General features: G+C 51.1%; 21 protein-coding genes. 12 read left to right on the top strand and 9 right to left on the bottom strand.

Annotation, left to right across the window (positions count from 1 at the left end):
• Nucleotides 1–46: 46 nt before the first annotated feature.
• From csrA to galU, 3 genes are all read left to right on the top strand, one after another.
• Nucleotides 47–232 carry a carbon storage regulator CsrA gene (csrA, locus tag HPC37_RS00740; RefSeq protein WP_208121337.1) on the top strand — a complete coding sequence of 62 codons (186 nt, stop codon included), beginning with the start codon at nucleotides 47–49 and terminating at the stop codon, nucleotides 230–232.
• A gap of 21 nt (nucleotides 233–253) precedes the next feature.
• Nucleotides 254–1,624: a phosphohexomutase domain-containing protein gene (locus tag HPC37_RS00735; protein ID WP_208121336.1), complete on the top strand. Its 1,371-nt coding sequence runs from the start codon at nucleotides 254–256 to the stop codon at nucleotides 1,622–1,624.
• A 102-nt stretch (nucleotides 1,625–1,726) separates the two neighbouring features.
• Nucleotides 1,727–2,617: a UTP--glucose-1-phosphate uridylyltransferase GalU gene (gene galU, locus HPC37_RS00730; protein WP_208121335.1), complete on the top strand. Its 891-nt coding sequence runs from the start codon at nucleotides 1,727–1,729 to the stop codon at nucleotides 2,615–2,617.
• A gap of 62 nt (nucleotides 2,618–2,679) precedes the next feature.
• Here the strand turns inward: galU and lysS are convergent, their stop codons facing one another.
• The 3 genes from lysS to prfB form a co-directional block, all read right to left on the bottom strand.
• Nucleotides 2,680–4,188 (bottom strand): lysine--tRNA ligase, encoded by a 1,509-nt coding sequence (lysS, locus tag HPC37_RS00725; protein WP_208121334.1) that lies wholly within the window; start codon nucleotides 4,186–4,188, stop codon nucleotides 2,680–2,682.
• 15 nt (nucleotides 4,189–4,203) lie between these two features.
• A complete protein-coding gene (locus HPC37_RS00720; protein WP_208121333.1) occupies nucleotides 4,204–4,470 on the bottom strand; it encodes a hypothetical protein in 267 nt (88 codons plus the stop codon).
• Nucleotides 4,471–4,496: 26 nt separating this feature from the next.
• Nucleotides 4,497–5,595 (bottom strand): peptide chain release factor 2 gene (gene prfB, locus HPC37_RS00715; protein WP_208121332.1). Its coding sequence is split into 2 segments (ribosomal slippage): nucleotides 4,497–5,519 and nucleotides 5,521–5,595, totalling 1,098 coding nucleotides; the frame shifts between segments, so codons are not numbered across the junction.
• Nucleotides 5,596–5,767: 172 nt separating this feature from the next.
• Between prfB and HPC37_RS00710 the strand changes: the two genes are divergently transcribed.
• Genes HPC37_RS00710 through mtnN form a run of 5 tightly spaced genes read left to right on the top strand, consistent with a single transcriptional unit; the run spans nucleotide 5,768 to nucleotide 10,517 of the window.
• Entirely contained in the window at nucleotides 5,768–6,598 is an 831-nt protein-coding gene (locus tag HPC37_RS00710) for a formate/nitrite transporter family protein (RefSeq protein ID WP_208121331.1), read from the top strand.
• A gap of 9 nt (nucleotides 6,599–6,607) precedes the next feature.
• Nucleotides 6,608–7,294, top strand: coding sequence for a bifunctional protein-disulfide isomerase/oxidoreductase DsbC (dsbC, locus tag HPC37_RS00705; RefSeq protein ID WP_208121330.1), 687 nt, complete (start codon nucleotides 6,608–6,610; stop codon nucleotides 7,292–7,294).
• Between the two features lie 42 nt (nucleotides 7,295–7,336).
• Nucleotides 7,337–9,046, top strand: coding sequence for a single-stranded-DNA-specific exonuclease RecJ (recJ, locus tag HPC37_RS00700; RefSeq protein ID WP_208121329.1), 1,710 nt, complete (start codon nucleotides 7,337–7,339; stop codon nucleotides 9,044–9,046).
• Between the two features lie 20 nt (nucleotides 9,047–9,066).
• Nucleotides 9,067–9,831 (top strand): thioredoxin domain-containing protein, encoded by a 765-nt coding sequence (locus tag HPC37_RS00695; protein ID WP_208121328.1) that lies wholly within the window; start codon nucleotides 9,067–9,069, stop codon nucleotides 9,829–9,831.
• The gene (gene mtnN, locus HPC37_RS00690) at nucleotides 9,828–10,517 is read left to right on the top strand and encodes a 5'-methylthioadenosine/S-adenosylhomocysteine nucleosidase (protein WP_208121327.1); all 690 of its coding nucleotides are present in this window, start codon (nucleotides 9,828–9,830) and stop codon (nucleotides 10,515–10,517) included. Before HPC37_RS00695 ends, mtnN begins: the two co-directional genes overlap by 4 nt.
• A 44-nt stretch (nucleotides 10,518–10,561) precedes the next feature.
• Here mtnN and HPC37_RS00685 read toward each other — a convergent pair whose 3' ends face one another.
• On the bottom strand, nucleotides 10,562–11,056 hold the full coding sequence (locus HPC37_RS00685; protein ID WP_208121326.1) for a YfbU family protein: 495 nt from the start codon (nucleotides 11,054–11,056) through the stop codon (nucleotides 10,562–10,564).
• Between the two features lie 13 nt (nucleotides 11,057–11,069).
• Nucleotides 11,070–11,822 (bottom strand): MlaA family lipoprotein, encoded by a 753-nt coding sequence (locus HPC37_RS00680; RefSeq protein WP_208121325.1) that lies wholly within the window; start codon nucleotides 11,820–11,822, stop codon nucleotides 11,070–11,072.
• A gap of 288 nt (nucleotides 11,823–12,110) precedes the next feature.
• Here HPC37_RS00680 and carA point away from each other — a divergent pair, with 288 nt between their 5' ends.
• The 3 genes from carA to carB are packed head-to-tail and all read left to right on the top strand — an operon-like array spanning nucleotide 12,111 to nucleotide 17,392.
• The gene (gene carA / locus HPC37_RS00675) at nucleotides 12,111–13,271 is read left to right on the top strand and encodes a glutamine-hydrolyzing carbamoyl-phosphate synthase small subunit (protein WP_208121324.1); all 1,161 of its coding nucleotides are present in this window, start codon (nucleotides 12,111–12,113) and stop codon (nucleotides 13,269–13,271) included.
• 37 nt (nucleotides 13,272–13,308) lie between these two features.
• The gene (locus tag HPC37_RS00670) at nucleotides 13,309–14,160 is read left to right on the top strand and encodes a PhzF family phenazine biosynthesis protein (RefSeq protein WP_208121323.1); all 852 of its coding nucleotides are present in this window, start codon (nucleotides 13,309–13,311) and stop codon (nucleotides 14,158–14,160) included.
• 37 nt (nucleotides 14,161–14,197) lie between these two features.
• The gene (carB, locus tag HPC37_RS00665; protein WP_208121322.1) at nucleotides 14,198–17,392 is read left to right on the top strand and encodes a carbamoyl-phosphate synthase large subunit; all 3,195 of its coding nucleotides are present in this window, start codon (nucleotides 14,198–14,200) and stop codon (nucleotides 17,390–17,392) included.
• A gap of 34 nt (nucleotides 17,393–17,426) precedes the next feature.
• Here carB and HPC37_RS00660 read toward each other — a convergent pair whose 3' ends face one another.
• From HPC37_RS00660 to HPC37_RS00645, 4 genes are all read right to left on the bottom strand, one after another.
• Entirely contained in the window at nucleotides 17,427–17,834 is a 408-nt protein-coding gene (locus tag HPC37_RS00660) for an SIP domain-containing protein (RefSeq protein WP_208121321.1), read from the bottom strand.
• 153 nt (nucleotides 17,835–17,987) lie between these two features.
• A complete protein-coding gene (locus tag HPC37_RS00655; protein WP_208121320.1) occupies nucleotides 17,988–18,383 on the bottom strand; it encodes a DUF2470 domain-containing protein in 396 nt (131 codons plus the stop codon).
• Nucleotides 18,355–19,569 carry an MFS transporter gene (locus HPC37_RS00650; RefSeq protein ID WP_208121319.1) on the bottom strand — a complete coding sequence of 405 codons (1,215 nt, stop codon included), beginning with the start codon at nucleotides 19,567–19,569 and terminating at the stop codon, nucleotides 18,355–18,357. Before HPC37_RS00650 ends, HPC37_RS00655 begins: the two co-directional genes overlap by 29 nt.
• 8 nt (nucleotides 19,570–19,577) lie before the next feature.
• Nucleotides 19,578–20,453 (bottom strand): helix-turn-helix transcriptional regulator, encoded by an 876-nt coding sequence (locus tag HPC37_RS00645; protein ID WP_208121318.1) that lies wholly within the window; start codon nucleotides 20,451–20,453, stop codon nucleotides 19,578–19,580.
• Between the two features lie 133 nt (nucleotides 20,454–20,586).
• On the opposite strand from HPC37_RS00645, the gene HPC37_RS00640 reads away from it, so the two are divergent.
• On the top strand, nucleotides 20,587–22,782 hold the full coding sequence (locus tag HPC37_RS00640; protein ID WP_208121317.1) for a TonB-dependent siderophore receptor: 2,196 nt from the start codon (nucleotides 20,587–20,589) through the stop codon (nucleotides 22,780–22,782).
• The last annotated feature ends 120 nt before the right edge of the window (nucleotides 22,783–22,902 follow it).

The following is a 22,902-nucleotide window of genomic DNA, read 5'->3' as shown; positions in this document are numbered from 1 at the left end:
TTATCAACATAACCATTCTAAAAGAACCCAAAAGCTGGAGCGCATTATGCTGATTCTCACCAGAAAGGTTGGCGAAAATTTATTGATAGGGGAAGACATCTCAATATCCATTTTAAGTGTGCGGGGCAACCAAGTGAAAATTGGCGTGAATGCGCCAAAAGAGGTGGCCGTGCATCGCGAAGAAATCTATCTTCGGCTGAAAGACGCTGAAAAAGAACCCGAAACTGTGTAATTGAACGTATTGGAGTACAAAATGACAAAATTAACCTGTTTTAAAGCCTATGATGTTCGCGGTCGTTTAGGCGATGAGCTCAACGAAGACATTGCTTATCGCATTGGGCGCGCGTTTGGTCAGTTCTTAAAACCGAAAAATGTGGTGGTTGGCGGCGACGTGCGCTTAAGCTCCAAAGAATTAAAAAGCGCCCTGACCAACGGCTTGCTCGACGCCGGCGTTGATGTGATTGACCTCGGTCTCACCGGCACGGAAGAAATCTATTTTGCCACCTCTTTTTTAGGCACCGACGGTGGGATTGAAGTGACCGCCAGCCACAACCCGATGGATTACAACGGCTTGAAATTTGTCCGCGCCGGCTCCCGCCCAATCAGCGCCGACAGCGGCTTGGCAGACATTCAACGCCTCGCTGAAGAAAATAACTTCCCAGAGGTGGCCAAACGTGGTGAATACAAACAACACAGCGTGCTGCAAGAGTATGTTGACCACCTCCTCACTTATATTGATCTGGAAAACTTCAAGAAAAAACCGCTTAAATTGGTGGTCAACTCAGGCAATGGTGCCGCCGGCCACGTGATTGATGAATTAGAAAAACGCTTTAAAGCCAAAGAATTGCCGGTGGAGTTCATTAAAGTGTACAACGACCCAGATGGCACCTTCCCGCACGGCATTCCTAACCCATTGCTGCACGAAAATCGCCAAGACACCATTGATGCGGTGCTCTCAAACAAAGCGGATATGGGCATTGCCTTTGACGGTGACTTTGACCGCTGCTTCTTGTTTGATGAAAACGCCACCTTCATTGAAGGCTATTATGTTGTTGGATTGTTGGCACAAGCCTTCTTGCAAAAAAATAAAGGCGCGAAAATCATTTATGACCCACGTTTGATTTGGAATACTGTAGAACTGGTTGAAGAACTCGGTGGCGAGCCGGTGATGTCAAAATCTGGCCACTCCTTCATTAAAGAAAAAATGCGCGCTGTTGACGCCGTCTATGGCGGGGAGATGAGTGCGCACCACTATTTCCGTGACTTTTTCTATTGCGACAGCGGCATGATCCCATGGCTGCTGGCAGCAGAACTGCTGTGCACCACCGGCAAATCCTTAGGCCAATTGGTGGGCGATCGCTTAGAAACTTACCCATCCCCAGGCGAAATCAACAGCAAATTACAAGACGCCAAAGCCGCCATCGCCCGCGTGCGTGCGCATTTTGAAAAAGACGCCCTGCGTGTGGATGAAATCGACGGCATCAGCATTGAGTACCCAGATTGGCGCTTCAACCTGCGCAGCTCCAACACTGAGCCGGTGGTGCGTCTCAACCTTGAAACACGCGGCGACAAAGCTTTGATGGAGCAAAAAACTAAAGAAGTGCTCGATCTCTTGCGTCAATAACCGCACTTTAGATCAATACGCCACGTTGTGTGGCGTATTTTTTATTGAGCGTGGCTAAAAACTTGCTAGAATGTCAACGTGATTTATTCAAAAGGATTGAAAATGAAAGCGATTATTCCTGTAGCCGGCCTGGGCACGCGTATGTTGCCAGCCACCAAGGCCATCCCAAAAGAAATGCTCACCATTGTCGACAAGCCGCTGATTCAATATGTGGTGACCGAATGCGTGAGGGCAGGAATTAAAGAGATTATTCTCGTCACCCACTCTTCGAAAAACTCGATTGAAAACCACTTTGACACCTCCTACGAGCTGGAATCCATGCTCGAAAAGCGCGTCAAACGCCAGTTGCTTGATGAAGTGCGGTCAATTATCCCGCACGATGTCACCATCATGCATGTGCGCCAAGGTTACGCCAAAGGGCTAGGCCACGCCGTGCTGTGCGCCAAGCCACTGGTGGGCGATGAGCCTTTTGCGGTGGTGCTGCCTGATGTGATTTTGGCCGATTTCACCGCCGATCAAGCCACCGAAAACTTAGCGGCGATGATCAAACGCTTTGAGCAAACCCACGCCAGCCAAATTATGGTCGCCCCCGTGGCCGATGATGAGGTGAGCAACTACGGCATTGTTGACTGCGCGGGCGAAACCTTAAACGAGCAGCAACAAAGTGCGGTTATCCGCAACATTGTGGAAAAACCCGCCCCTGAAAAAGCGCCGTCCAACCTCTCGGTGGTGGGGCGCTATGTTTTTTCAGAAAGTATCTGGGCACTGCTGGCCAAAACGCCGGTTGGCGTAGGTGATGAAATCCAACTCACCGACGCGGTGGATATGCTGATTGAAAAAGAGCCTGTCGAGGCCTTTTACATGACCGGCCGCACGTTTGACTGCGGCGACAAACTCGGCTACCTCCAAGCTATCCTTGAATACGGCATCCACCACCCAAAACTGGGCGACGACTTCAAAGCCCTCGTCAAACGCTTTGCGAAAACGTTGTAAGCACAAAAAAGCCTAGCGAAATGCTAGGCTTTTTTATCACTGCGGCTAACCGCACTTTGCTTTTAGCCTTTGTGCTTCATCGCTGGGAATAAAATCACATCGCGAATCGATGGCGCGTTGGCAAACAGCATGGCCAAGCGGTCGATGCCAAGGCCTTCGCCGGCGGTAGGAGGCAGGCCGTGTTCAAGGGCGACCACGAAGTCTTCATCTTTAAACATCGCTTCATCATCGCCGGCCTCTTTGGCAGCCACTTGCGCGTCAAAGCGGGCGTTTTGGTCTTCCGCGTCATTGAGCTCAGAAAAGCCGTTGCCGATTTCACGCCCGCCGATAAAGAGCTCAAAGCGATCAGTCACCTCTGGGTTGTCGTCATTACGGCGAGCCAGCGGTGAAATCTCCGCTGGGTGCGCCATCAAGAACGTTGGCTGAATCAAGTGATGTTCCGCCACCTCTTCAAAAATGGCATTGACTAAAGAACCCAAGCCCCAGGATTTTTGCACCTCAATGCCCAGTTTTTCCGCCACTGCACGCGCACGCTCGAGGTCATAGAGATCGTCTTTGACAATGCCTTTCTCTGCGCCGTATTTCAGCACCGCATCATGCATAGTGATGCGCTCAAACGGTTTGCCGAAATCGAATTCATATTCGCCGTAAGGCACAATGGTGGTGCCGAGGATGTCCAGTGCTAATTGGCGCAGCAGCTCTTCGGTGTTGTCCATTAAATCGTGGTAATCGGCGTAAGCTTGGTAGTATTCCAGCATCGTAAATTCAGGGTTGTGGCGCACCGAAACACCCTCGTTACGGAAGTTGCGGTTGAGTTCAAACACGCGCTCAAAGCCGCCGACCACAAGGCGTTTTAAGAACAATTCTGGCGCAATGCGCAGGTACATATCAATGTCGAGCGCATTATGGTGCGTGATGAACGGCCGCGCCGACGCACCGCCTGGGATCACTTGCAGCATCGGTGTTTCCACTTCCATGAAGCCTTTGTTGGTGAAGTAATTGCGAATGCCCGCAATCACTTTCGAGCGGATCATAAACGTGCGGCGAGATTGCTCGTTGCTGATAAGGTCAAGATAACGCTGGCGATAGCGCATTTCTTGGTCCGCCAAGCCGTGGAATTTGTCCGGCAGTGGGCGCAGCGCTTTGGTAAGCAGCTCAACGGCCGAGCAGCGCACGGTCAGCTCGCCGGTTTTGGTTTTAAAGAGCGTGCCTTTCGCGCCCATGATATCGCCCAAATCGAGCATCGCCATAAAATCGGCGTATTGCCCTTCAGGCAAGGTGTCGCGCGCGATATAAAGCTGGATTTTGCCACTCATATCCGAGAGCGTGACAAAGCTGGCTTTGCCCATTTTGCGCCGCGTCATCACGCGCCCCGCAACGGCCACTTCAACCGCACTTTCCTTTAATTTTTCACCGTCTTCTTGCTCGTATTGCGCGTGCAAATCACCCGCTAAGCTGTCGCGACGGAAGGTATTCGGGAATGCGTTGCCGAGGCTGCGCAATTGGTTTAATTTTTCACGGCGAGCAAGCATCTCACCGTTGAGGTCTAATTCTGAGTGTTGGTCTGTCATTTATATAATCCTATGTTATTCACACCAAAGAGAGCATCTTTCTTTGGTATCTAAATTTAAAATTTCAGCACTAGTACATAATTCATAAGGGCTACCTTCGATGAAAATAACACGATCTCCCTCGTTCATATTAAAACAATAGGTTTGTGCAGTGAACACTTCATCATTGATAACAAAATACTCATCATCATGAGAAACTTCTATTTCATACTCATCATGATAAGCATGAGAGAAATTACTTAGGGTAAAGCAAATGATGAATAATGTAATATTTCGTAGCATTACGTATCCCTTAACTAAATATCATCTTACAACCCCGCCTTTAAGCTGGCTTCGATAAATTTGTCTAAATCGCCATCGAGCACGGCTTGGGTGTTGCGGTTTTCAACGCCCGTGCGCAGGTCTTTAATGCGTGCGTCATCGAGCACATAAGAGCGGATTTGGCTGCCCCAGCCGATGTCGGATTTGCTGTCTTCGAGCGCTTGTTTTTCAGCGTTTTGTTTTTGCAGCTCCATTTCATAGAGTTTGGCTTTGAGCTGCTTCATACATTGATCTTTATTTTTATGCTGCGAGCGGTCGTTTTGACACTGCACCACAATGCCGCTTGGTATGTGGGTGATGCGCACCGCACTTTCGGTTCGGTTAACGTGCTGGCCACCCGCCCCCGAGGCGCGATACACATCAATGCGCAAATCGGCTGGGTTAATCTCAATGTCGATGTTGTCGTCCACTTCAGGGTAGACAAACACCGCGCTAAACGAGGTATGGCGGCGGTTGTTGGAGTCAAACGGGCTTTTGCGCACCAGGCGATGAATGCCCGTTTCTGTACGTAACCAGCCAAAGGCGTATTCGCCGCTCACTTTAATCGTCGCTGATTTAATCCCAGCCACATCACCGTCGGAGGCTTCCATCAGCTCGGTTTTGAAACCCTTGCTCTCCGCCCAACGCAGATACATCCGCAGCAGCATTTCTGTCCAGTCTTGCGCTTCGGTGCCGCCAGAGCCCGCTTGCAAGTCCACGTAGCAATCGCTGGCGTCTTGCTCACCGCTAAACATACGGCGGAATTCGAGCTGGGCGATTTGATTTTCCAGCTGGGCAAGTTCGGCCACTGCCTCATTGAAGGTGTCTTCATCGTCGGCTTCAATCGCCAATTCCAGTAGCCCGTCAACATCGTCCACACCTTGTTCAAGCTGCTTAATGGTGTTGACCACCGCCTCAAGGCTGGCGCGCTCTTTGCCGAGTGCTTGGGCTTTCTCAGGCGTGTTCCACACATCGGGCTGCTCAAGCTCGGCGTTTACTTCTTCTAAGCGTTCAACTTTGGTATCAAAGTCAAAGATACCCCCGAAGCACCGCGGTGCGTTCGCTGATGTCTTTTAATTGGTTTTTAATTGGGTTGATTTCAAACATACCTAACCGCTCACATTATCTTGTCAAAAGCGCAATTATAAGCCAAATTCATCTTTTTTGATAGATGAAATTTAACTGAGTAAAACACTAAACTTTTCAATTTTCAGCGAAGTTGTGCTATAGTTTGCGCACTTTTTTGAAATTGAATGACAACCCTGATAATAGGAGCAATATGAAATCAGAGTTAAATAACAGCAAATTGTCCTACCGCGACCGCATGGCGGTGGAAGAGCATGAGCGTTTGAGCCCACGTTTGTTGTATGAAATCATTCGTCAAGATGGGATTGAAGAGCTCTCACGGCCAACCAAAGCGCTGGTGTTTTCAGGCATCACCGCCGGGCTTGTGATCACCTTTTCCTTTATTTTTAAAGCGGTGTTCACCGCCTACACACCTGATGAAGCCTGGGCGCCGCTGATTAGCAACATGGGCTACACCGTGGGCTTTTTGCTGGTGATCCTCGGGCGCATGCAGTTGTTTACTGAAAACACCATCACCACCGTGGTGCCGCTGTTTAACCCATTGAGTTTTAAAAAATTAATGGCGGTGTCAAAATTGTGGGTGACAGTGTTTGGCGCCAACTTGATCGGCACCGCAATTGCGGCGTTTTTCTTGCAAAATCACCATGTGTTTAACCCCGAATTTGTGCAAGCGATGAATGAAATTGCCCAGCACGTGGCGCATATGTCGGCCAGCGACAACATCTTCCGCGGCATTCCGGCGGGGATTTTGATCGCCTCGATTGTGTGGATGATGCCAACGGTGGGCAACGGCAAATTTGCCATGATCTTTTTCTTTATCTATTTGATTGCACTGGGCGATTTCACCCACGTGGTGGTGGGCTCCGCCGAGATGGCCTATTTAGTGATGCAAGGGCAGGCGAATTTGTATGACTACTTTGTCACCTTCCTCGGCCCGACCGCACTTGGCAATATTTTAGGGGGCACAGTGGTGTTCACCTTGATGATTTATGGTCAGGTGACTGACGAAATTGGACGTAAATAAGGATATGACATGAAAAAATTAGCACTCGCACTGGCCCTAAGCGTGGCCGCCACGTCGGCGTTAGCGGGCGAACTGGAAAACAAATTGACCAATTTGGGCATGACCAACATCGACGTTCAAGCCACACCACTGCCTGGCATTAAAGCCGCGATCACCGATCAAGGCGTGTTTTATGTCAGCGACAACGGTGATTATGTGCTGCAAGGGGATTTGATCAAAATTAAGCCCAATGGCGATTTTGAAAACCTCAAAGAAAAGCTGCTGCTCGGCAAGCTCAACGCGATGGAAAAGGAGATGATTATCTATCCAGCCAAGCAGCAAAAATACGTGGTGACTGTGTTTATGGACATCACCTGCCACTATTGCCACTTGTTGTTTGAGCAAATTAAAGACTACAACGACCTTGGCATCACGGTGCGCTTTTTGGCCTTCCCGCGTGGGGGCTTGAGCGCGAAATCAGCGCAACAAATGGAAGCGATTTGGACGGCAAAAGATCGCACAGAGGCGTTGAACAAAGCTGAAAACGGCGAGCTGCCGAAAAATTTGGTGAAAGCCAACGTGGTGGCCAAGCAATACGCGCTTGGGCTGCAATATGGCGTTCAAGGCACGCCAACCATTGTGACCGACACTGGCACCGTGCTCGGCGGCTACTTGAAGCCAAAAGAGCTACTCAAAGCATTAGAAAGCGAGCATTAATAGCCTAAACCCTGCATCGCAGGGTTTATTTTTGAGGTGATTGTGAATAAACAAATCCAACAGCGCAGCGTGCCTGACGTGACGGTGTGTGACGACCCTTTGCTCAATCGTATTTACGCCAGCCGTGGCGTGCGCACAGCCGCACAGCTTGACCGCACTTTGGCCTCGCTGCTGCCGCCGCATACCCTCACGGGGATTGAAAGTGCGGTTGCCTTGTTGATGAACGCACTGGACAATCAAGCGCGCATTGTGATTGTGGGGGATTTTGACGCCGATGGTGCCACCTCCACCGCCTTGGCGGTGCGCGCGCTGCGCATGCTGGGGTTTGCCCATGTTGATTATTTAGTGCCAAACCGTTTTGAGCAAGGCTATGGCCTGAGTGTTGCGGTGGCGGAAATGGCGCAAGCCAAAGGCGTGGATTTGCTCATCACGGTGGATAACGGCGTGTCGTCAATTGATGGCGTGGCGTGGTGCAAGGCGCACGGCATTGACGTGCTAGTGACAGACCACCACTTGCCGCCTGAGACCTTGCCGGCCGCCGATGCGATTGTGAACCCCAATTTGCACGGTTGCGATTTTGCCTCCAAATCACTCGCGGGTGTCGGCGTGACCTTTTATGTGATGCTCGCGCTGCGCAGTGCCTTGCGCGCAAAAGGCACATTTGCAAACCAAAGCGTGCCCAATTTTGCCGATTTGCTGGATTTGGTTGCCTTGGGCACCATTGCCGATGTGGTGGCGCTTGATCAAAACAACCGCACTTTGGCTTTTCAAGGGCTGCAGCGTATTCAAGCTGGCCACTGCTGCGTTGGCATTAAAGCGCTGGTGGAGGTGGCCAAACGCAACTTGGCGAGCTTGACGGCCAGCGATCTCGGCTTTGCCATCGCCCCGCGCCTCAATGCCGCCGGCCGGCTGGATAACATGAGCATTGGCGTTGAATTGCTGCTCAGCGACAACATCGAACACGCTCGCAGCTTGGCGCAAGATCTCGATGACCTCAACCAAACGCGCAAAAGCATCGAACAAGGCATGAAGCAAGAGGCGATGGTGGTGTGCGAGCGCCTCAGCGCGCTGGATAACCTACCAATGGCGCTGGCGCTCTATCAAGAAGACTGGCACCAAGGCGTGCTGGGGATTTTGGCCTCACGCATTAAAGACCACTTCCACCGCCCCGTGGTGGCCTTCACCCAAGAGCAGGCGGGCGTGTTAAAAGGCTCGGCGCGTTCGATTGAGGGCATTCACATGCGCGATGTGCTCGAGCGGATTGACCAAACTGAGCCAGGCATCATTTTGCAATTTGGCGGGCACGCGATGGCCGCGGGCTTGAGCATTCGTCAAGCGCGGCTTAACGACTTTCAAGCGGCATTCAACCGCACCGTGACCGCACTTTTAACGCCAGAGAGTTTGACCTCGGTGGTGTGGAGCGACGGCGAGCTGAGTGCGGCGGATTTTTGCCTTGAAACGGCTGAAAAGTTGCAAGCGGCAGGCCCATGGGGGCAGGCCTTCCCTGAGCCGTTGTTTGATGGCGAGTTTGACATTTTGCAACAGCGGCTGCTGGCTGGCCGACATTTGAAAATGCTCGTGCAGCCCACCGGCGGTGGCCAACTGCTCGATGCCATTGCTTTTAATGTTGACCCGCAGCTTTACCCGGATTTTTCCATCAAGCGCATGCGCATGGTGTATCGGCTCGATATTAACGAATATCAAGGCCGGCGCAATGTGCAATTAATTGTCGATACTCTACAACCGCAGTAAAATGCGCTAGAATAAGCCCAATGACAACACAGGACAGCCCGATGCGAATTTTCCGCCACGTTATTTTTTCCTTTTTTGTTCTCAGCGCATGCGCGGTGAGCGCGTTGGCGTGGGCGGCGGAAAAGTTTGATGCGGGCAAAAATCAAAGTGCGGTCGCGGTGAGCAAAACTCAAAATGTGAGCGCATCGAAAGGGGTTGTGTTTGAAGACGGCAAAGACTTTTTCTCCTACAAAGAGCCGCTTACCCTCACGCCCAAAGCGGGTGACGACCGCATTGAAATCAGCTTGTTTTTCGCCTACGAATGCCCTTATTGCTCGACAGCTTATGACAATTTGATTTTGTATCAACGCTTGCACGACGAGCAAGTGGTGCTCAATGTTTACCCCGTGGCCATCAGCACCGCTCTGTTTACTGCCAACGTGTTCAACGGCTTGGTGGCAATGGGCAAGCGGGATTTGGCGGAATTGCTGATTTTTGACAGCGCCGTCAACCAAGGCAAAACCTCGCTGGTGGACGCCAAAAATCTCTATTATTGGCTGGTGGAGCACGACATTTCGCCTGACGCTTTTTTGACCCTGCTGCGCTCCGATCAGATCGCCGAGCAAGCTAAAGAGTCGGTGTTGCGCTCCGAGCGCTACGGCGTGTTCACCGTGCCGTTTGTGGTGATCAACGGGCAATATGTGCTGACCCGCAGCACGCTGTATAACGACGACTACACCTTCGCGGTGCTCGATTTTCTGATTTCCACCATTTTGAACCACACCTCACAACAAGGGCCACAATGAGCATTGCAATTATCGGCGCGATGGCGCAAGAAGTTGACATTTTATTAAACGCCATGGACAACGTGCAAGCAACACGCCTTGGCGCAAGCACACTTTATCAAGGCAGCCTGTCAGGCAAGCCAGTTTCGCTGGTGCAATCGGGGATTGGCAAAGTGGCCGCCGCGATGGCCACAACCGCACTTTTACTTAAGGCGCAGCCGCGAGTTGTGATCAACACCGGCTCCGCGGGCGGGATTGCCCCTCAGCTAAATGTCGGCGATGTGGTGATTTCAACCCAAACCGCGCACCACGATGTGGACGTGACCGCGTTTGGCTATGCCAAAGGGCAGCTGCCAGCTAACCCAGCGCGCTTTGACAGCGACGAAACGCTGTTGGCACACACCGAGCGCGTGTTGCGTGAGCAAGGCCAACGTGCGGTGCGCGGGCTGATTTGCAGCGGCGATATGTTCTGCAACGGCGAGGCGCAAATTGCGCGCATCAAGGCCGACTTCCCCGATGCGGTGGCGGTCGAGATGGAAGCGGCGGCAATTGCGCAAGTGTGTCATGCCTTTCACACGCCGTTTATCGTCATCCGCGCCATTTCGGATGTGGCCGACAAACAATCCCACCTCTCATTTGAAGAATTTTTACCGCTCGCCGCCAAGCAGTCCTCCGCCATGGTGCAAGCGCTGATTCACGCGTTATAAAAAAAAAAGTGCGGTCAACTCAGACCGCACTTTGCTCTTTTGGCTTAAGCATTTAATACTTGTTTGATTTCCGCCAAGCTTAGGTGGAATTTGCGTGGGCATTGGTTCCAAATGTCGAGCATTTTGACGTATTTATCCCACATTGGGGTTTGGGCGTCGCAGCCGTTCGGGCATTGCACTAGCTCGCGGTAGTTTTTGTCAGTTTGTGCCACAAAGCCGAGGTAGTTGAGGTATTTTTTCTCACGAATGCCGCAGTAGCCGAGGAATTTCAAGCGGTGCGCGGTCAAATCGCCTTTGTCGGCCAAGTTGTTGTAAGAGACTTGCAAGGCTTGATACATCTCCAACGTGTCGCGCACGGTGTTGCATTCTTCTTCGCTCAGCTCGCTAAAGTCTTTGTATAACTCTTTCATTTCCAGCTTGTAGCCGCCTTGGATAATGCGTTGCATGCGTTTGTATTTGGCCGCATTCGGCTCGTCTAACAGCGCCATCAATTCGTATTGATTGACTAAAATCAGGCGTTGGGTCAAGGTGATTTCCATGTATTAATCCTTATTAATCTACGTCGTTTAAGATATCTTGTGAAAGTTGTTCTTGCGCGGGCGCCGCCCCTTTGCCGTCGCGAATTTTAAATTCCAAGTTTTGGAAATAGGCCTCACGCACGGTTAAATATGGGTCTTGCGAGCGCTCGAGCACGGCGTCTTGGCTGAGCAATTTGGCGCGCGCGTCCACCGCTTGAATACCGGTTTTCAGCCACGACCACGGGCCGAGCATCGACAAGGTTGGGTAGGTGTAATCCACCAAGCGGCCGAGATCTTGCCGCGGTGTGGCTGGCCCATAAAGCGGCAGCATCACGTAAGGGCCACTGCCCACGCCCCAGGTGCCAAGCGTGTCACCAAAAGTGCGGTTGCCCGTGATTTGCAGCGGCTCGCTTGCGCTGGCGATGTCCATAAAGCCGAACAGGCCGAAAATCGAGTTGATCCAAAAACGGTTGAAATGCACCATCGCTTTTTGGAACTCGCCTTCAAGCAGGCGGTTGACAAAGCTGGCGGGCTCGTCAAGGTTGTTCGCCGCGTTGGTCAGCGCGGTGGTCAGCGGTTTTGGTACATGATTTTTCCAGCCTTGTGCGACGGGCTTGAGCAAATATGGGTCTGCGACTTTGTAGTTGAAATCCCACATTGTGCGGTTGAAGCTCTCCAGCGGGTCTGGGCGCTCGCCGGTGACGGGGTCAATTTGCGACGAGCAACCACTGAGCACCACGGCCAGCAGCACGCTGGCGCCAAGGCATTTGAATTTCGACAAAAACATCTCTCACCTCTTTTGATTAGTTTGGCTATTTTAGCAAGTTTGGGCGCAAAGCACAGCAGAAAATTTCGCCGCGATTTGTGCTTGCATGTTACGCAAATATTAAGCATAATAATTCAATATTTTGAATAAAAATCTATTTCGTTGCAAAGCTTGAATTCTGTCATGTTGTCTATTACAATGATTTGCTCAATTTTGCTACAGTTGTAGCCGTTTCGACCTGAACTCGATGCGTTGGGCCTAGGGCTTTGCTCTTGACATACAACCACAACACCATTCAGGGAGAGCGTTATGTCTAAACCTGCTATTTTAGTGCTGGCTGATGGAACGGTGTTCCACGGCACGGCCATTGGTCATCTTGGCGTGAGCGTGGGCGAGGTGGTGTTCAACACCGCCATGACGGGCTATCAAGAAATTCTCACCGATCCTTCCTACACCAAGCAACTTGTCACCTTAACCTATCCGCACATTGGCAACACTGGCACCAACGACGAAGACACCGAATCCAACCAGGTGTACGCCAGTGGCTTGATCATCCGCGATTTGCCGTTGACGCACAGCAACTTCCGCGCAACACAAAGCTTAAGCGAGTATTTGCAAGCCAACAACGTGGTGGCGATTGCCGATATTGACACCCGCGCGCTCACCCGCAAACTGCGTGATGAAGGCGCTCAAGCTGGCTGCATTATGGCCGGTGAGGTTGACGAGGCCAAGGCGCTAGAATTAGCAAAAGCCTTCGGCTCAATGGCGGGCAAAGATTTGGCGAAAGAGGTCAGCTGCGCTAAAGCCTATGAATGGACACAAGGCCAATGGGCGCTAGGGCAGGGCTTCAACCAGCCACTGGGCGCGCGCTTTCATGTAGTGGCCTATGATTTTGGCGTGAAGCACAACATTTTGCGCATGCTGGCCGAACGGGGCTGCCGCATCACTGTGGTGCCGGCGCAAACACCGGCGCAAACCGTGCTGGCCTACAACCCTGACGGCATTTTTCTCTCCAATGGCCCAGGCGACCCTGAGCCGTGTGATTATGCCATTGAGAATATCAAAACCTTATTACACAGCAAAAAACCGCTCTTTGGTATCTGCCTTGGCCACCAATTGCTGGCACTGGCCGTGGGCGGCAAAACGCGCAAAATGGCCTTTGGCCACCACGGTGCCAATCACCCCGTGCAAGATCTCGACAGCCAGCAGGTGTTTATCTCCAGCCAAAATCACGGCTTTGAGGTGGACGAAACCAGCCTGCCGGATGAGGTGCGCATCACCCACCGTTCGCTGTTCGACAACTCGGTGCAAGGGCTGGAGCTGACCACCCAATCGGCGTTTTCGTTCCAAGGCCACCCCGAGGCGAGCCCCGGCCCGCACGATTTGGGCGGCTTGTTTGACAAATTTATCCACGAAATGGATCGGCTGCGCCACACCCACACCGCGGCGAGCTATGTGGTGCGGTATTAAAGGTAAAGTGCGGTTGGCCGTGCAATAGAGGGAGCCTATGCAGAGTTACGCTTATGTTATCGTCAACGTATTTGCCCAAAGCCATTTTGGTGGCAACCCGCTGGCGGTGTTCCCTGAAGCGGATGGGCTTTCACAAGAGGCGATGCAGCTGATCGCACGGCAATTTAATTTATCGGAAACGGTGTTTGTTAAGCCAGCCACAGAGCAAAGTGCGGTCAAAAAGCTGCGCATTTTCACGCCTGAGTACGAATTGCCCTTTGCCGGCCACCCAACACTGGGTGCGGCCGCGGTGCTGCGCCGTGCGCTCGATTTGCCAGCACGCTACCCGTTGCAAACACAAGCCGGGCGGGTGGAGATGGTTCATCAAAACGATCAGGTTCGGTTTGGCCTGCGCAACCTCGTTGAGATCACGCCAAGCGCGCTGAGCGTGGTGCAAATGGCGGCAATACTGGGGCTGGAGAGTGAAAATATTATCGGCGAGGTGGTCAACGTCAACACGGGCAGCGCGCAAACCTTGGTGCAGCTCGCCAGCGCGCAGGCGGTGACATCCTGCCAGATTGCAAGCGCACTGTTCTTACCGCACTTTGCTCGCCAAAGCCTTTATGTTTGGCATGAAAGCCAAGGGCAAGTCACCGCGCGGCTCTTTTTCGGCCAACAAGGCGCGGTATTGGAAGACCCAGGCACAGGCTCAGCGGCGGCCAATCTCGGCGGCTGGGCAATCCACCACCAGCGTGCGCCACTGGCGTGGCAAATCGCCCAAGGTGATGTGATCCATCGACCGAACAGGCTCGCTTTAACGGTGGATAATGACAATACCATTTGGGTTGGCGGCAATGTGATTGAGGTGGGACGGGGTGAGTTCTATCTCCCCAGCTCAGCACTGGACTAACACAACGACAGAACATTGACAAAATAGAGAAAGCAAAATGCCAAAACGTACAGACATAAACAGTATTTTAATTATCGGGGCAGGGCCGATTGTGATTGGGCAAGCGTGCGAGTTTGACTACTCTGGCGCGCAGGCGTGCAAAGCGCTGCGTGAAGAGGGTTACCGCGTGATTTTGGTCAACTCCAACCCTGCGACCATTATGACTGACCCGAATATGGCCGATGCCACTTATATTGAGCCGATCCGCTGGGAAACGGTGGAAAAAATCATCGAACGTGAACGACCTGATGCGATCTTGCCGACTATGGGCGGGCAAACCGCACTTAACTGCGCGCTCGATCTCGCTAAACACGGCGTGCTGAAAAAATACGATGTGGAGCTGATTGGCGCAACTGAAGATGCCATCGACAAAGCCGAAGATCGTGGGCGGTTTAAAGAGGCGATGGCCAAAATTGGCTTGAATACGCCAAAATCCTTTGTGGCGCACACCTTTGAAGAGGCGTGGCAAGCGCAAAGTGCGGTCGGCTTTCCAACGCTGATTCGCCCGTCGTTCACCATGGGCGGCAGCGGCGGCGGGATTGCCTACAACCGCGATGAATTTCAAGCCATTTGCGAGCGTGGCTTTGATGCCTCGCCCACCCATGAATTGCTGATTGAGCAATCGGTGCTGGGCTGGAAAGAGTACGAAATGGAAGTGGTGCGCGACAAGGCGGACAACTGTATTATTATTTGTTCGATTGAAAACCTCGACGCCATGGGCGTACACACAGGGGATTCCATCACCGTGGCGCCAGCGCAAACCCTGACCGATAAAGAATACCAAATTATGCGCAACGCCTCGCTTGCCGTGCTGCGGGAGATTGGCGTTGACACTGGCGGATCGAATGTGCAATTTGCCGTCAACCCTGAAAACGGCGAGATGATCGTGATTGAAATGAACCCGCGCGTGAGCCGCTCTTCCGCGCTGGCCTCGAAAGCCACGGGCTTTCCGATCGCGAAAGTGGCGGCGAAGTTGGCGGTGGGGTATACCTTAAACGAGCTACGCAACGACATCACAGGTGGCTTGATCCCGTCTTCATTTGAGCCGTCGATTGACTATGTGGTGACCAAAGTGCCGCGCTTTGCCTTTGAAAAATTCCCGCAAGCCGACGACCGCCTCACCACCCAAATGAAATCCGTCGGTGAAGTGATGGCGATGGGGCGCACCTTCCAAGAATCGCTCCAAAAAGCGCTGCGTGGGCTGGAAACAGGCATTTGCGGCTTCAACCTCAAAACAGAAGACACCGAAAAACTGCGCACCGAGCTTTCCAACCCAGGCCCTGAGCGCATTTTGTATGTGGCGGACGCGCTGGCCAGCGGCTGGCCGATTGATGAGGTCTATCATTACAGCAAAATTGACCCGTGGTTTTTAGTGCAAATTCGCGATTTGGTGCAAGACGAGCTGGCACTGGAGCAAAAAACGCTTGACGATCTCGACTACCACGAGCTGCGCCGGCTCAAACGCAAAGGCTTTGCCGACAAGCGCATTGCGCAATTGGTGAAATGTGATGAAAGTGCGGTGCGCGCCAAACGCGGCGAGCTGGGGCTGCACCCAGTGTACAAACGGGTGGACACCTGCGCGGCGGAATTCACATCTGACACGGCGTATCTCTATTCCACCTACGAGCAAGAGTGCGAAGCGCGCCCAACCGATCGCAAAAAAGTGATGATTTTAGGTGGCGGCCCGAACCGCATAGGCCAGGGGATCGAGTTTGATTATTGCTGCGTGCACGCCGCGCTGGCGCTTAAAGAGGCGGGTTTTGAAACCATTATGGTTAACTGCAACCCTGAAACCGTCTCGACCGATTTCGACACCGCCGACAGGCTCTATTTTGAACCGTTGACGCTTGAAGAAGTGCTAGAAATCGTACGTATTGAAAATCCGTTCGGCGTGATTGTGCATTACGGCGGGCAAACGCCGCTCAAACTGGCTAACGCGCTGCACGACAATGGCGTGCGCATTATCGGCACCTCGGCGGACAGCATTGACGCCGCCGAAGACCGCGAGCGCTTTCAACACATTTTGCAGCAGCTCAACCTCAAGCAGCCTGAAAACCGCATTGCGCACAGCAGCGAGCAAGCCTTGGCGCTGGCGCAAGAGGTGGGCTACCCGCTGGTGGTGCGCCCGTCTTATGTGCTTGGTGGGCGCGCGATGCAAATTGTCTATAACGACGACGAATTAACGCGCTATATGCGTGAGGCGGTGAAAGTCTCCGACGACAGCCCGATTTTGCTTGACCACTTCCTCAACGACGCCATCGAAGTGGACGTGGATTGCATTAGCGACGGCCAAACTGTGGTGATCGGCGGGATTATGCAACACATCGAGCAAGCGGGCATTCACAGCGGTGACTCCGCCTGCTCGCTGCCGCCATATTCACTAAGTGATGACATTCAAGATGAAATCCGCCGCCAAACCGTGGCGATGGCCAAAGCGCTCAACGTGGTAGGCTTGATGAATGTGCAATTTGCCGTGAAAGAAGGTGATGTTTATGTGCTCGAGGTCAACCCACGCGCCTCACGCACCGTGCCGTTTGTCTCCAAAGCCACCGGCGTGCCGCTGGCGAAAATCGCCGCCAAAGTGATGGCGGGTATTTCGCTGGCCGAGCAAGACGTGGTGAAAGAAACCCTACCGCACTTATACAGCGTGAAGGAGGCGGTGTTCCCGTTCATCAAATTCCCAGGTGTGGACACCATTTTGGGGCCAGAGATGCGCTCCACCGGTGAGGTGATGAGCGTGGGCGAAAGCTTTGCCGAAGCCTTTGTGAAAGCACAACTTGGTGCTGGCGAGCGGCTGCCGGCCTCAGGCAAAATCTTCCTCTCGGTGGTCGACAGCGACAAAACCAAGCTCGTTGGCCTGGCCAAAGCGCTGCAACAACTCGGCTACGGCTTGTGCTCAACTCGCGGCACTGCGCAATTCCTGCGTGAGCACGGCTTAGGTGTGCAAATTGTCAACAAAGTGCGCGAAGGTCGCCCGCATATCGTTGATGCCATCAAAAACGGCGAAATCGCCATGATCATCAACACCGCAGGCGCGCAGCCTGAATCGGTCGCTGACAGCCACTCCATTCGCACCAGCGCATTGCAAATGCGCATCCCGCTTTACACCACCATCGCCGGCGGCGAGGCCCTCAGCCAAGGCCTCGAAAGCCTGCGCCAAACGCAAGTTTATCGCCTGCAGGATATGCACTAAGTGAAAGTGCGGTCAGTTATACCCTGACCGCACTTTACTTTTTAATCCAATAACCTTTCATTTTGTTATTTGTGCTAGTCAATTTTCGCTGGTTGCGGAAATAATGACGGAGCGTTTTTGCCAAATGTTGCTCACATGCGCCCCAGACGGTGTCGATGGTGTCAATCTGTTCAAGGCAAGCCATGATGTTTTCTTCGCCATGTTCATAATTGAGCGTAAAAACCTGACTATTGGCTGGCAGCGTGATGTCCTTGAGGTAGGTTTGATCAGCACTGTCGTGGGTGATTATGATAACGATAGGGCTAATAGGGTTTTGCCAGCCTTCGAGAATATGTGCGACAGTCGGCAGTGCGGTTTCATCGGCGAGCAAAAGCGCCTGCCCCGCTTGAAGATGCTCGGTATGCTCATAAAATTCGCCATCAGCAAACACTTCATCACCCACTGTCAGTCCTCTTGCCCAGGTGGTGCCTGGCGTGTAGCCATGGCAATACACATCAACATAAGCGAGAAAATGCCGCGTGTGTGGCGGTTGAATGGCTTTGCGTAGCGTGTAGTAACGGCGGAGAACCTCGGGCTGCGTGTTGATGATAAATGCCTACGCATAACCTGGTGAATTTTGAGGAATAGCGTGGTCTGTTTGTAGCACAAGGCGACGCATATTCGGTGTGAGCTGAGTGGCGTCAATTAAGCAAAAGCGCCATTGTGTGGGCGTTGTGGCTTGTTGGCGCTGTTGTGCTTGCATGGCAAGATGACGTACATTTGCATGCAAATCACCTTGCGATTCAAAAGCCACAAACTGAGTGTGTTGGCCTTTTGGACTTTCGGTGAGCAGCAGCATGCCTTCGTGGTATAAATCGCACAATGTGGCTTGTGTGATTTGCTTTGAGAGATAGACTTGGGCAATGGCGAGCAACTCTTTTCGGTGATCATCATTCACATGCTCAATAATATCAAGTTTGAGATCACGATCCGCGATGGGCGTTTTTGTCATAAAAAAGTCCTTGGATAACATAAGGAATGCAGATAAACACGAGCAAGGCGCAACTAATGGAGAGATAAACAACCCATTGATAGCCCATGTGTTCGGCAAGATGTAAACATAGTGCCGATGAGCAGATGGAAAATAACATCATTACGGCGATTTGCACGGTGTAGGAGGTGCTTGGCAAGTCGGTTTTGGCAGCTAAGTCCATCATTAATGCACTGTTTAAGGTAAAAATCGGTGCAAAGCACAAATAACTGGCAGTTACGGCAAGGTAAGCCCAGAAAACGGTATGTTGCCCTTGTAGCAGCGGAATAAAACAGCCCAAGCAGACCAGTTGAAGTGCGGTTAATAAGCGCAGGCTTTTTTCTCTCGGGTATTTTTTGCTCAGTGGCACAATCAGCACGACACTGATAAGCCCGACAATAACACCATAGTTTTTCATTGTGCCGATTTGAGCAAACGACCAGCCTGCATCCACGAGCACAGGTGAAAGAATAGCAAAGCAGCCTGAGATAATCACAGAGTAGAGAAAAAGCAGGCCTAACCAGTGAAGTTTTCCGCGCCAAAAGGACACGAGTTGCATCCAGCCTATGCGCAATGAAAGTGCGGTTTGGGAGGTAGTGCGATGCTCTTTGAACAAGATGATAAAAACAATGGGAACGGCCGAGAGGCTGGCAAGAATCCATAATGCACCATGCCAATGAATGTGTGGATAAATGATCACCAGCGCACCACCAATAAGATTGCCAATCAGCCCACAGGCCACTTGAATACTGTTGATGACGTGACGTTCGTTTTTATCAAATCCTGAGCACGCCAATCCGTCAAGGGCAAGGTCTTGCGTGCCTGTCATGATCATAAACAGAAATAAAATGACAAATAATGTGTGGATATCGGCCAATGGGTCAAATGTGGATGCGCTTAATAAAAACAATACCATGGCACACTGTGTTGGCAGCAGCCAGCTGCGAAAATGCCCCCAGCGCGGTGAGCCAAAGCGGTCAACTAACGGTGCCCATAAAAAACGTAACGAATAGGGCAAAATGATAAATTGCAGCAGGCTCAGTTGGCTGAGGGTCGCGCCATGTTGGCGCAAAATCACAACCAGTGTCATGTTAATAAAAGCAGACCCAATATGCTGGCTGATATAGGTGCTCGAGAAGAGAAATGTGATCAGAGATTGCTGTTTCATACCGCACTTTATGTTTTAAATTGGCTAGGGTATTGGCCAAAGGTTTTGTAAAATTGCGCACTAAAACACTCTGTTTTGCGATAGCCAACCAGCATCGCGGCCTCATTCACACTCAACCCACTCATTAGGGCTTGTTTGGCACGTTGCATTTTTAATTGCTGTAAATAGTGCATAATGGTGGTGTTATAGCGCGCTTTAAATGCCGCCTGTAATGTCGTTGGATTGCTACAGCAATGATGCGCAATTTGCGCTAATGTCCAATTGTCAGCTTTGCTGCTATGGAGCAGTTCAAACAACGTGTCTAGGCGTTTATCATGCTGGCACGGTACATCACTGTGTGACGGATACGGGAAGAGTTGCTGCAAAATCTCAAGCAGTAACGACATACAGAGATTTTGTTGCACCGCACTTTGCCAATGTGATGGGCTGTTTTCACTGTGTAAAAGCTGCATAAGATAAATCCGCATACTGGTTGTGATGGTAAACTGCTTTTGCCACAATCTGTGCTGCAGTTGATCTAAAATATCGCCATGAATGCCGTGCTTGTGCAGCCAAGGCAACGTAAAAAAGAGCACAATTTCATGTTGCATGGCGCCGGCATAAAAATGTTTATGCCCATCAAGCGTATCATCAAAATTTGACACCATTGCGCCCTCATTAGCATACAGTTGCATGCTATGGCCACCGTAATGCAAATGCGTTTTGCCACTTAAGGTAAACACCAATCGCAAACTCGAATGAAACGTGATATCTGCTGTTAATTTTTCACGCTGGCAATAGAGTTTTGCTGACTTCCACGACAAGCCGTTACCAAAATCATGATAGTGTTGCACGCCTAATAATTCAGGGAATGGATCGATTTGTCTATACAGTTTGGTGTCCATAAGTGTTTTATTTCCTCTCGCGGGGGATAAAATTGTCTGCTAGGTGTGATGGGATATCTGCACTTCGCCTACAATAGCCATGTTATGCGAATAATTATCGTTTGTAAAATCACGTTTTTAACAAGGACAGCCTATGCAACCGTTCACACCCCGACCGCACTTTCCCTTTTCTCGGCTCTTTCTCGCGTTATTACCTTTAGCTTATCCAGCACTCGCCGACGCAGTTGAGTTGGATACCGTCCATGTGCAAGGCAAAGCCACCAAGGTGAAAGCCACAGAGAGTTATACCCAAGGTTATGGTGCCTATGGCACAAGCACAGCAACGGGTATGCCGATGACATTGCGACAAACTCCACAAAACATCAGTATTGTGTCGGCACAACAAATTGATGATCAAAACCTCACCACGCTGGGCAAGGTGGTGGAGCAAGCCGTTGGGCTTTATACCGATACCAAAGGGTCAAAAATTTCAGGCTACACGGTGCTTTATGCTCGCGGTAACAAAGTGGAAAATTTTCAGCTGGATGGCATGCCAATCAATATCGTTGGCTTAGGTGGCAAAGGGCCTGGGGCGGAGCCGAATGCGTGGAGCATGATCAATACCGCACAATATGATCGCATTGAAGTATTGCGAGGTGCCACCGCACTGATGGACGGTTCAGGGCAACCGAGTGCTACGATTAGCTTGCATCGCAAGCGCCCAACAGCGGATTTTCAAGGCAATGTGGCCTTGAAAGCGGGCAGCGATAATTTATACGGCGTGCAAAGCGACCTCTCAGGGAGTTTAAATCAGGATAAAACGCTGCGTGGTCGTTTGGTCGGCGCGTTTACCCAAGCGGATAGCTTTCAAGATCGCAGTGATAACCGCAATGGCATGCTCTATGGTATCACTGAGTGGGATATTTCAGATGACACCACCTTCACATTAGGCGGCACATATCAATACATGCGCGATCGTAATTCATCCATGTTTGGCTTGGTGTTATATGACACTAACGGTGATCCAATTTCAGTGAAAAAAGGCTATAACGCCACGATTAATGGCTCTTATGTCAATTATCACAATATCAATGTGTTTACTGAGTTGACGCATCGATTAAATGAAAACTGGACGCTCAAAGCAGAATATGGCTATATCAAAGGCCATCGTGACCAAGTTGCGGGCGTTGTAGGTTCTTTATTTGTCAATCGTGCGGCTCAAATGGGGGCAGGCGTGATTGTCCGCAGTGACGAGCAGCCAGTGCAGCACAATTTCACGTTAGCACTTAATGGGCATTACGATCTGTGGGGGCGGCAACATGATGCGATGTTTGGTTTAAGTGGCTATGATTTAAAAAGCGATCAACCACGTTATCAACGCCAAATTAATCGTATGCGCGGGCTGGATAACATCGTGAATTTCAACGGCGATTATACTATCGCGCCGTGGGTGTCGAATGCTATGGATTATAACCGTATTCGCCAACTCGGTGGCTATGGGGCAACACGGCTTTATTTGACGGATAAGCTTGCCTTTATTGCTGGAGGCCGATATACCGCTTTTAAAGTCAAAGAAGAAACACAATATATCAATGGGAATAACGCGCTGAGCAGTTTTACACCTTATGTTGGCGTTGTTTATGATTTGACTAACAATATATCGCTCTATAGTAGTTATGCGCAGATTTTTAAACCTCAAACCAAGGTGAATGTTCACGGCGAATACCTCAACCCCGAAAAAGGCAGCAACACAGAAGTGGGATTAAAAGGAGAGTTTTTTGATCAACGTTTAAATGGATCATTATCCTTGTTTGAAACGCGCAAAAGTAATGTAGGCTATTGCGCGCATTATTCGCAAAATAATGCCCTGTGTGATTATTACGATGTTGATGCTAAAGTTAAAGCGCGCGGTTTTGAATTGGAGATCAATGGCGCAATCACCGATAACTGGGCGATCATGGCAGGGCTTAGCTACGCTAAAGCCAAAACGTCAGACGGCATGGTTAAAAATCCGGAGGTGCCAAGAAAGCAAGCGAAATTGTTCACCAGCTATCAATGGCAAAAACTGATGGCAGGCGTTGGCCTGCGCTGGCAAAGTGAGATTAATGAACGTACGCCATGGGGCTTGCCAAAAAATGCGAGTGGCGATCAAATTGCACGCTCTAAATCAGTGTCGCGTCAAAAAGCCTACGCCGTCGTTGATGCCATGGTGCGCTATCGCTTTAATCAACATGCTGATTTTACACTCAACGTCGAAAACCTGCTGAATAAACGCTATCGCACAAGCCCAAATTCGCACTCTTATGGCTTGCCGAGAACCGTTGTGGGCACACTGAGTGTGAAGTTTTAATCTGATTAAGGTGTTGGGTTATCGTGCCTAACACCTTGATGAACGAGCCTGATGCTTGGGGGTGTTAAAATGTGCCCCATTGTTTTATGATATCCCAAAACAACCAACAAGCGAGGTGAG

This window comes from Spirabiliibacterium mucosae (genome assembly GCF_014884965.1).
Classification (GTDB): domain Bacteria; phylum Pseudomonadota; class Gammaproteobacteria; order Enterobacterales; family Pasteurellaceae; genus Spirabiliibacterium; species Spirabiliibacterium mucosae.
The sequence above is the reverse complement of the archived record's forward strand: the minus strand, read 5'-3'. Positions and strand labels throughout refer to the sequence as shown.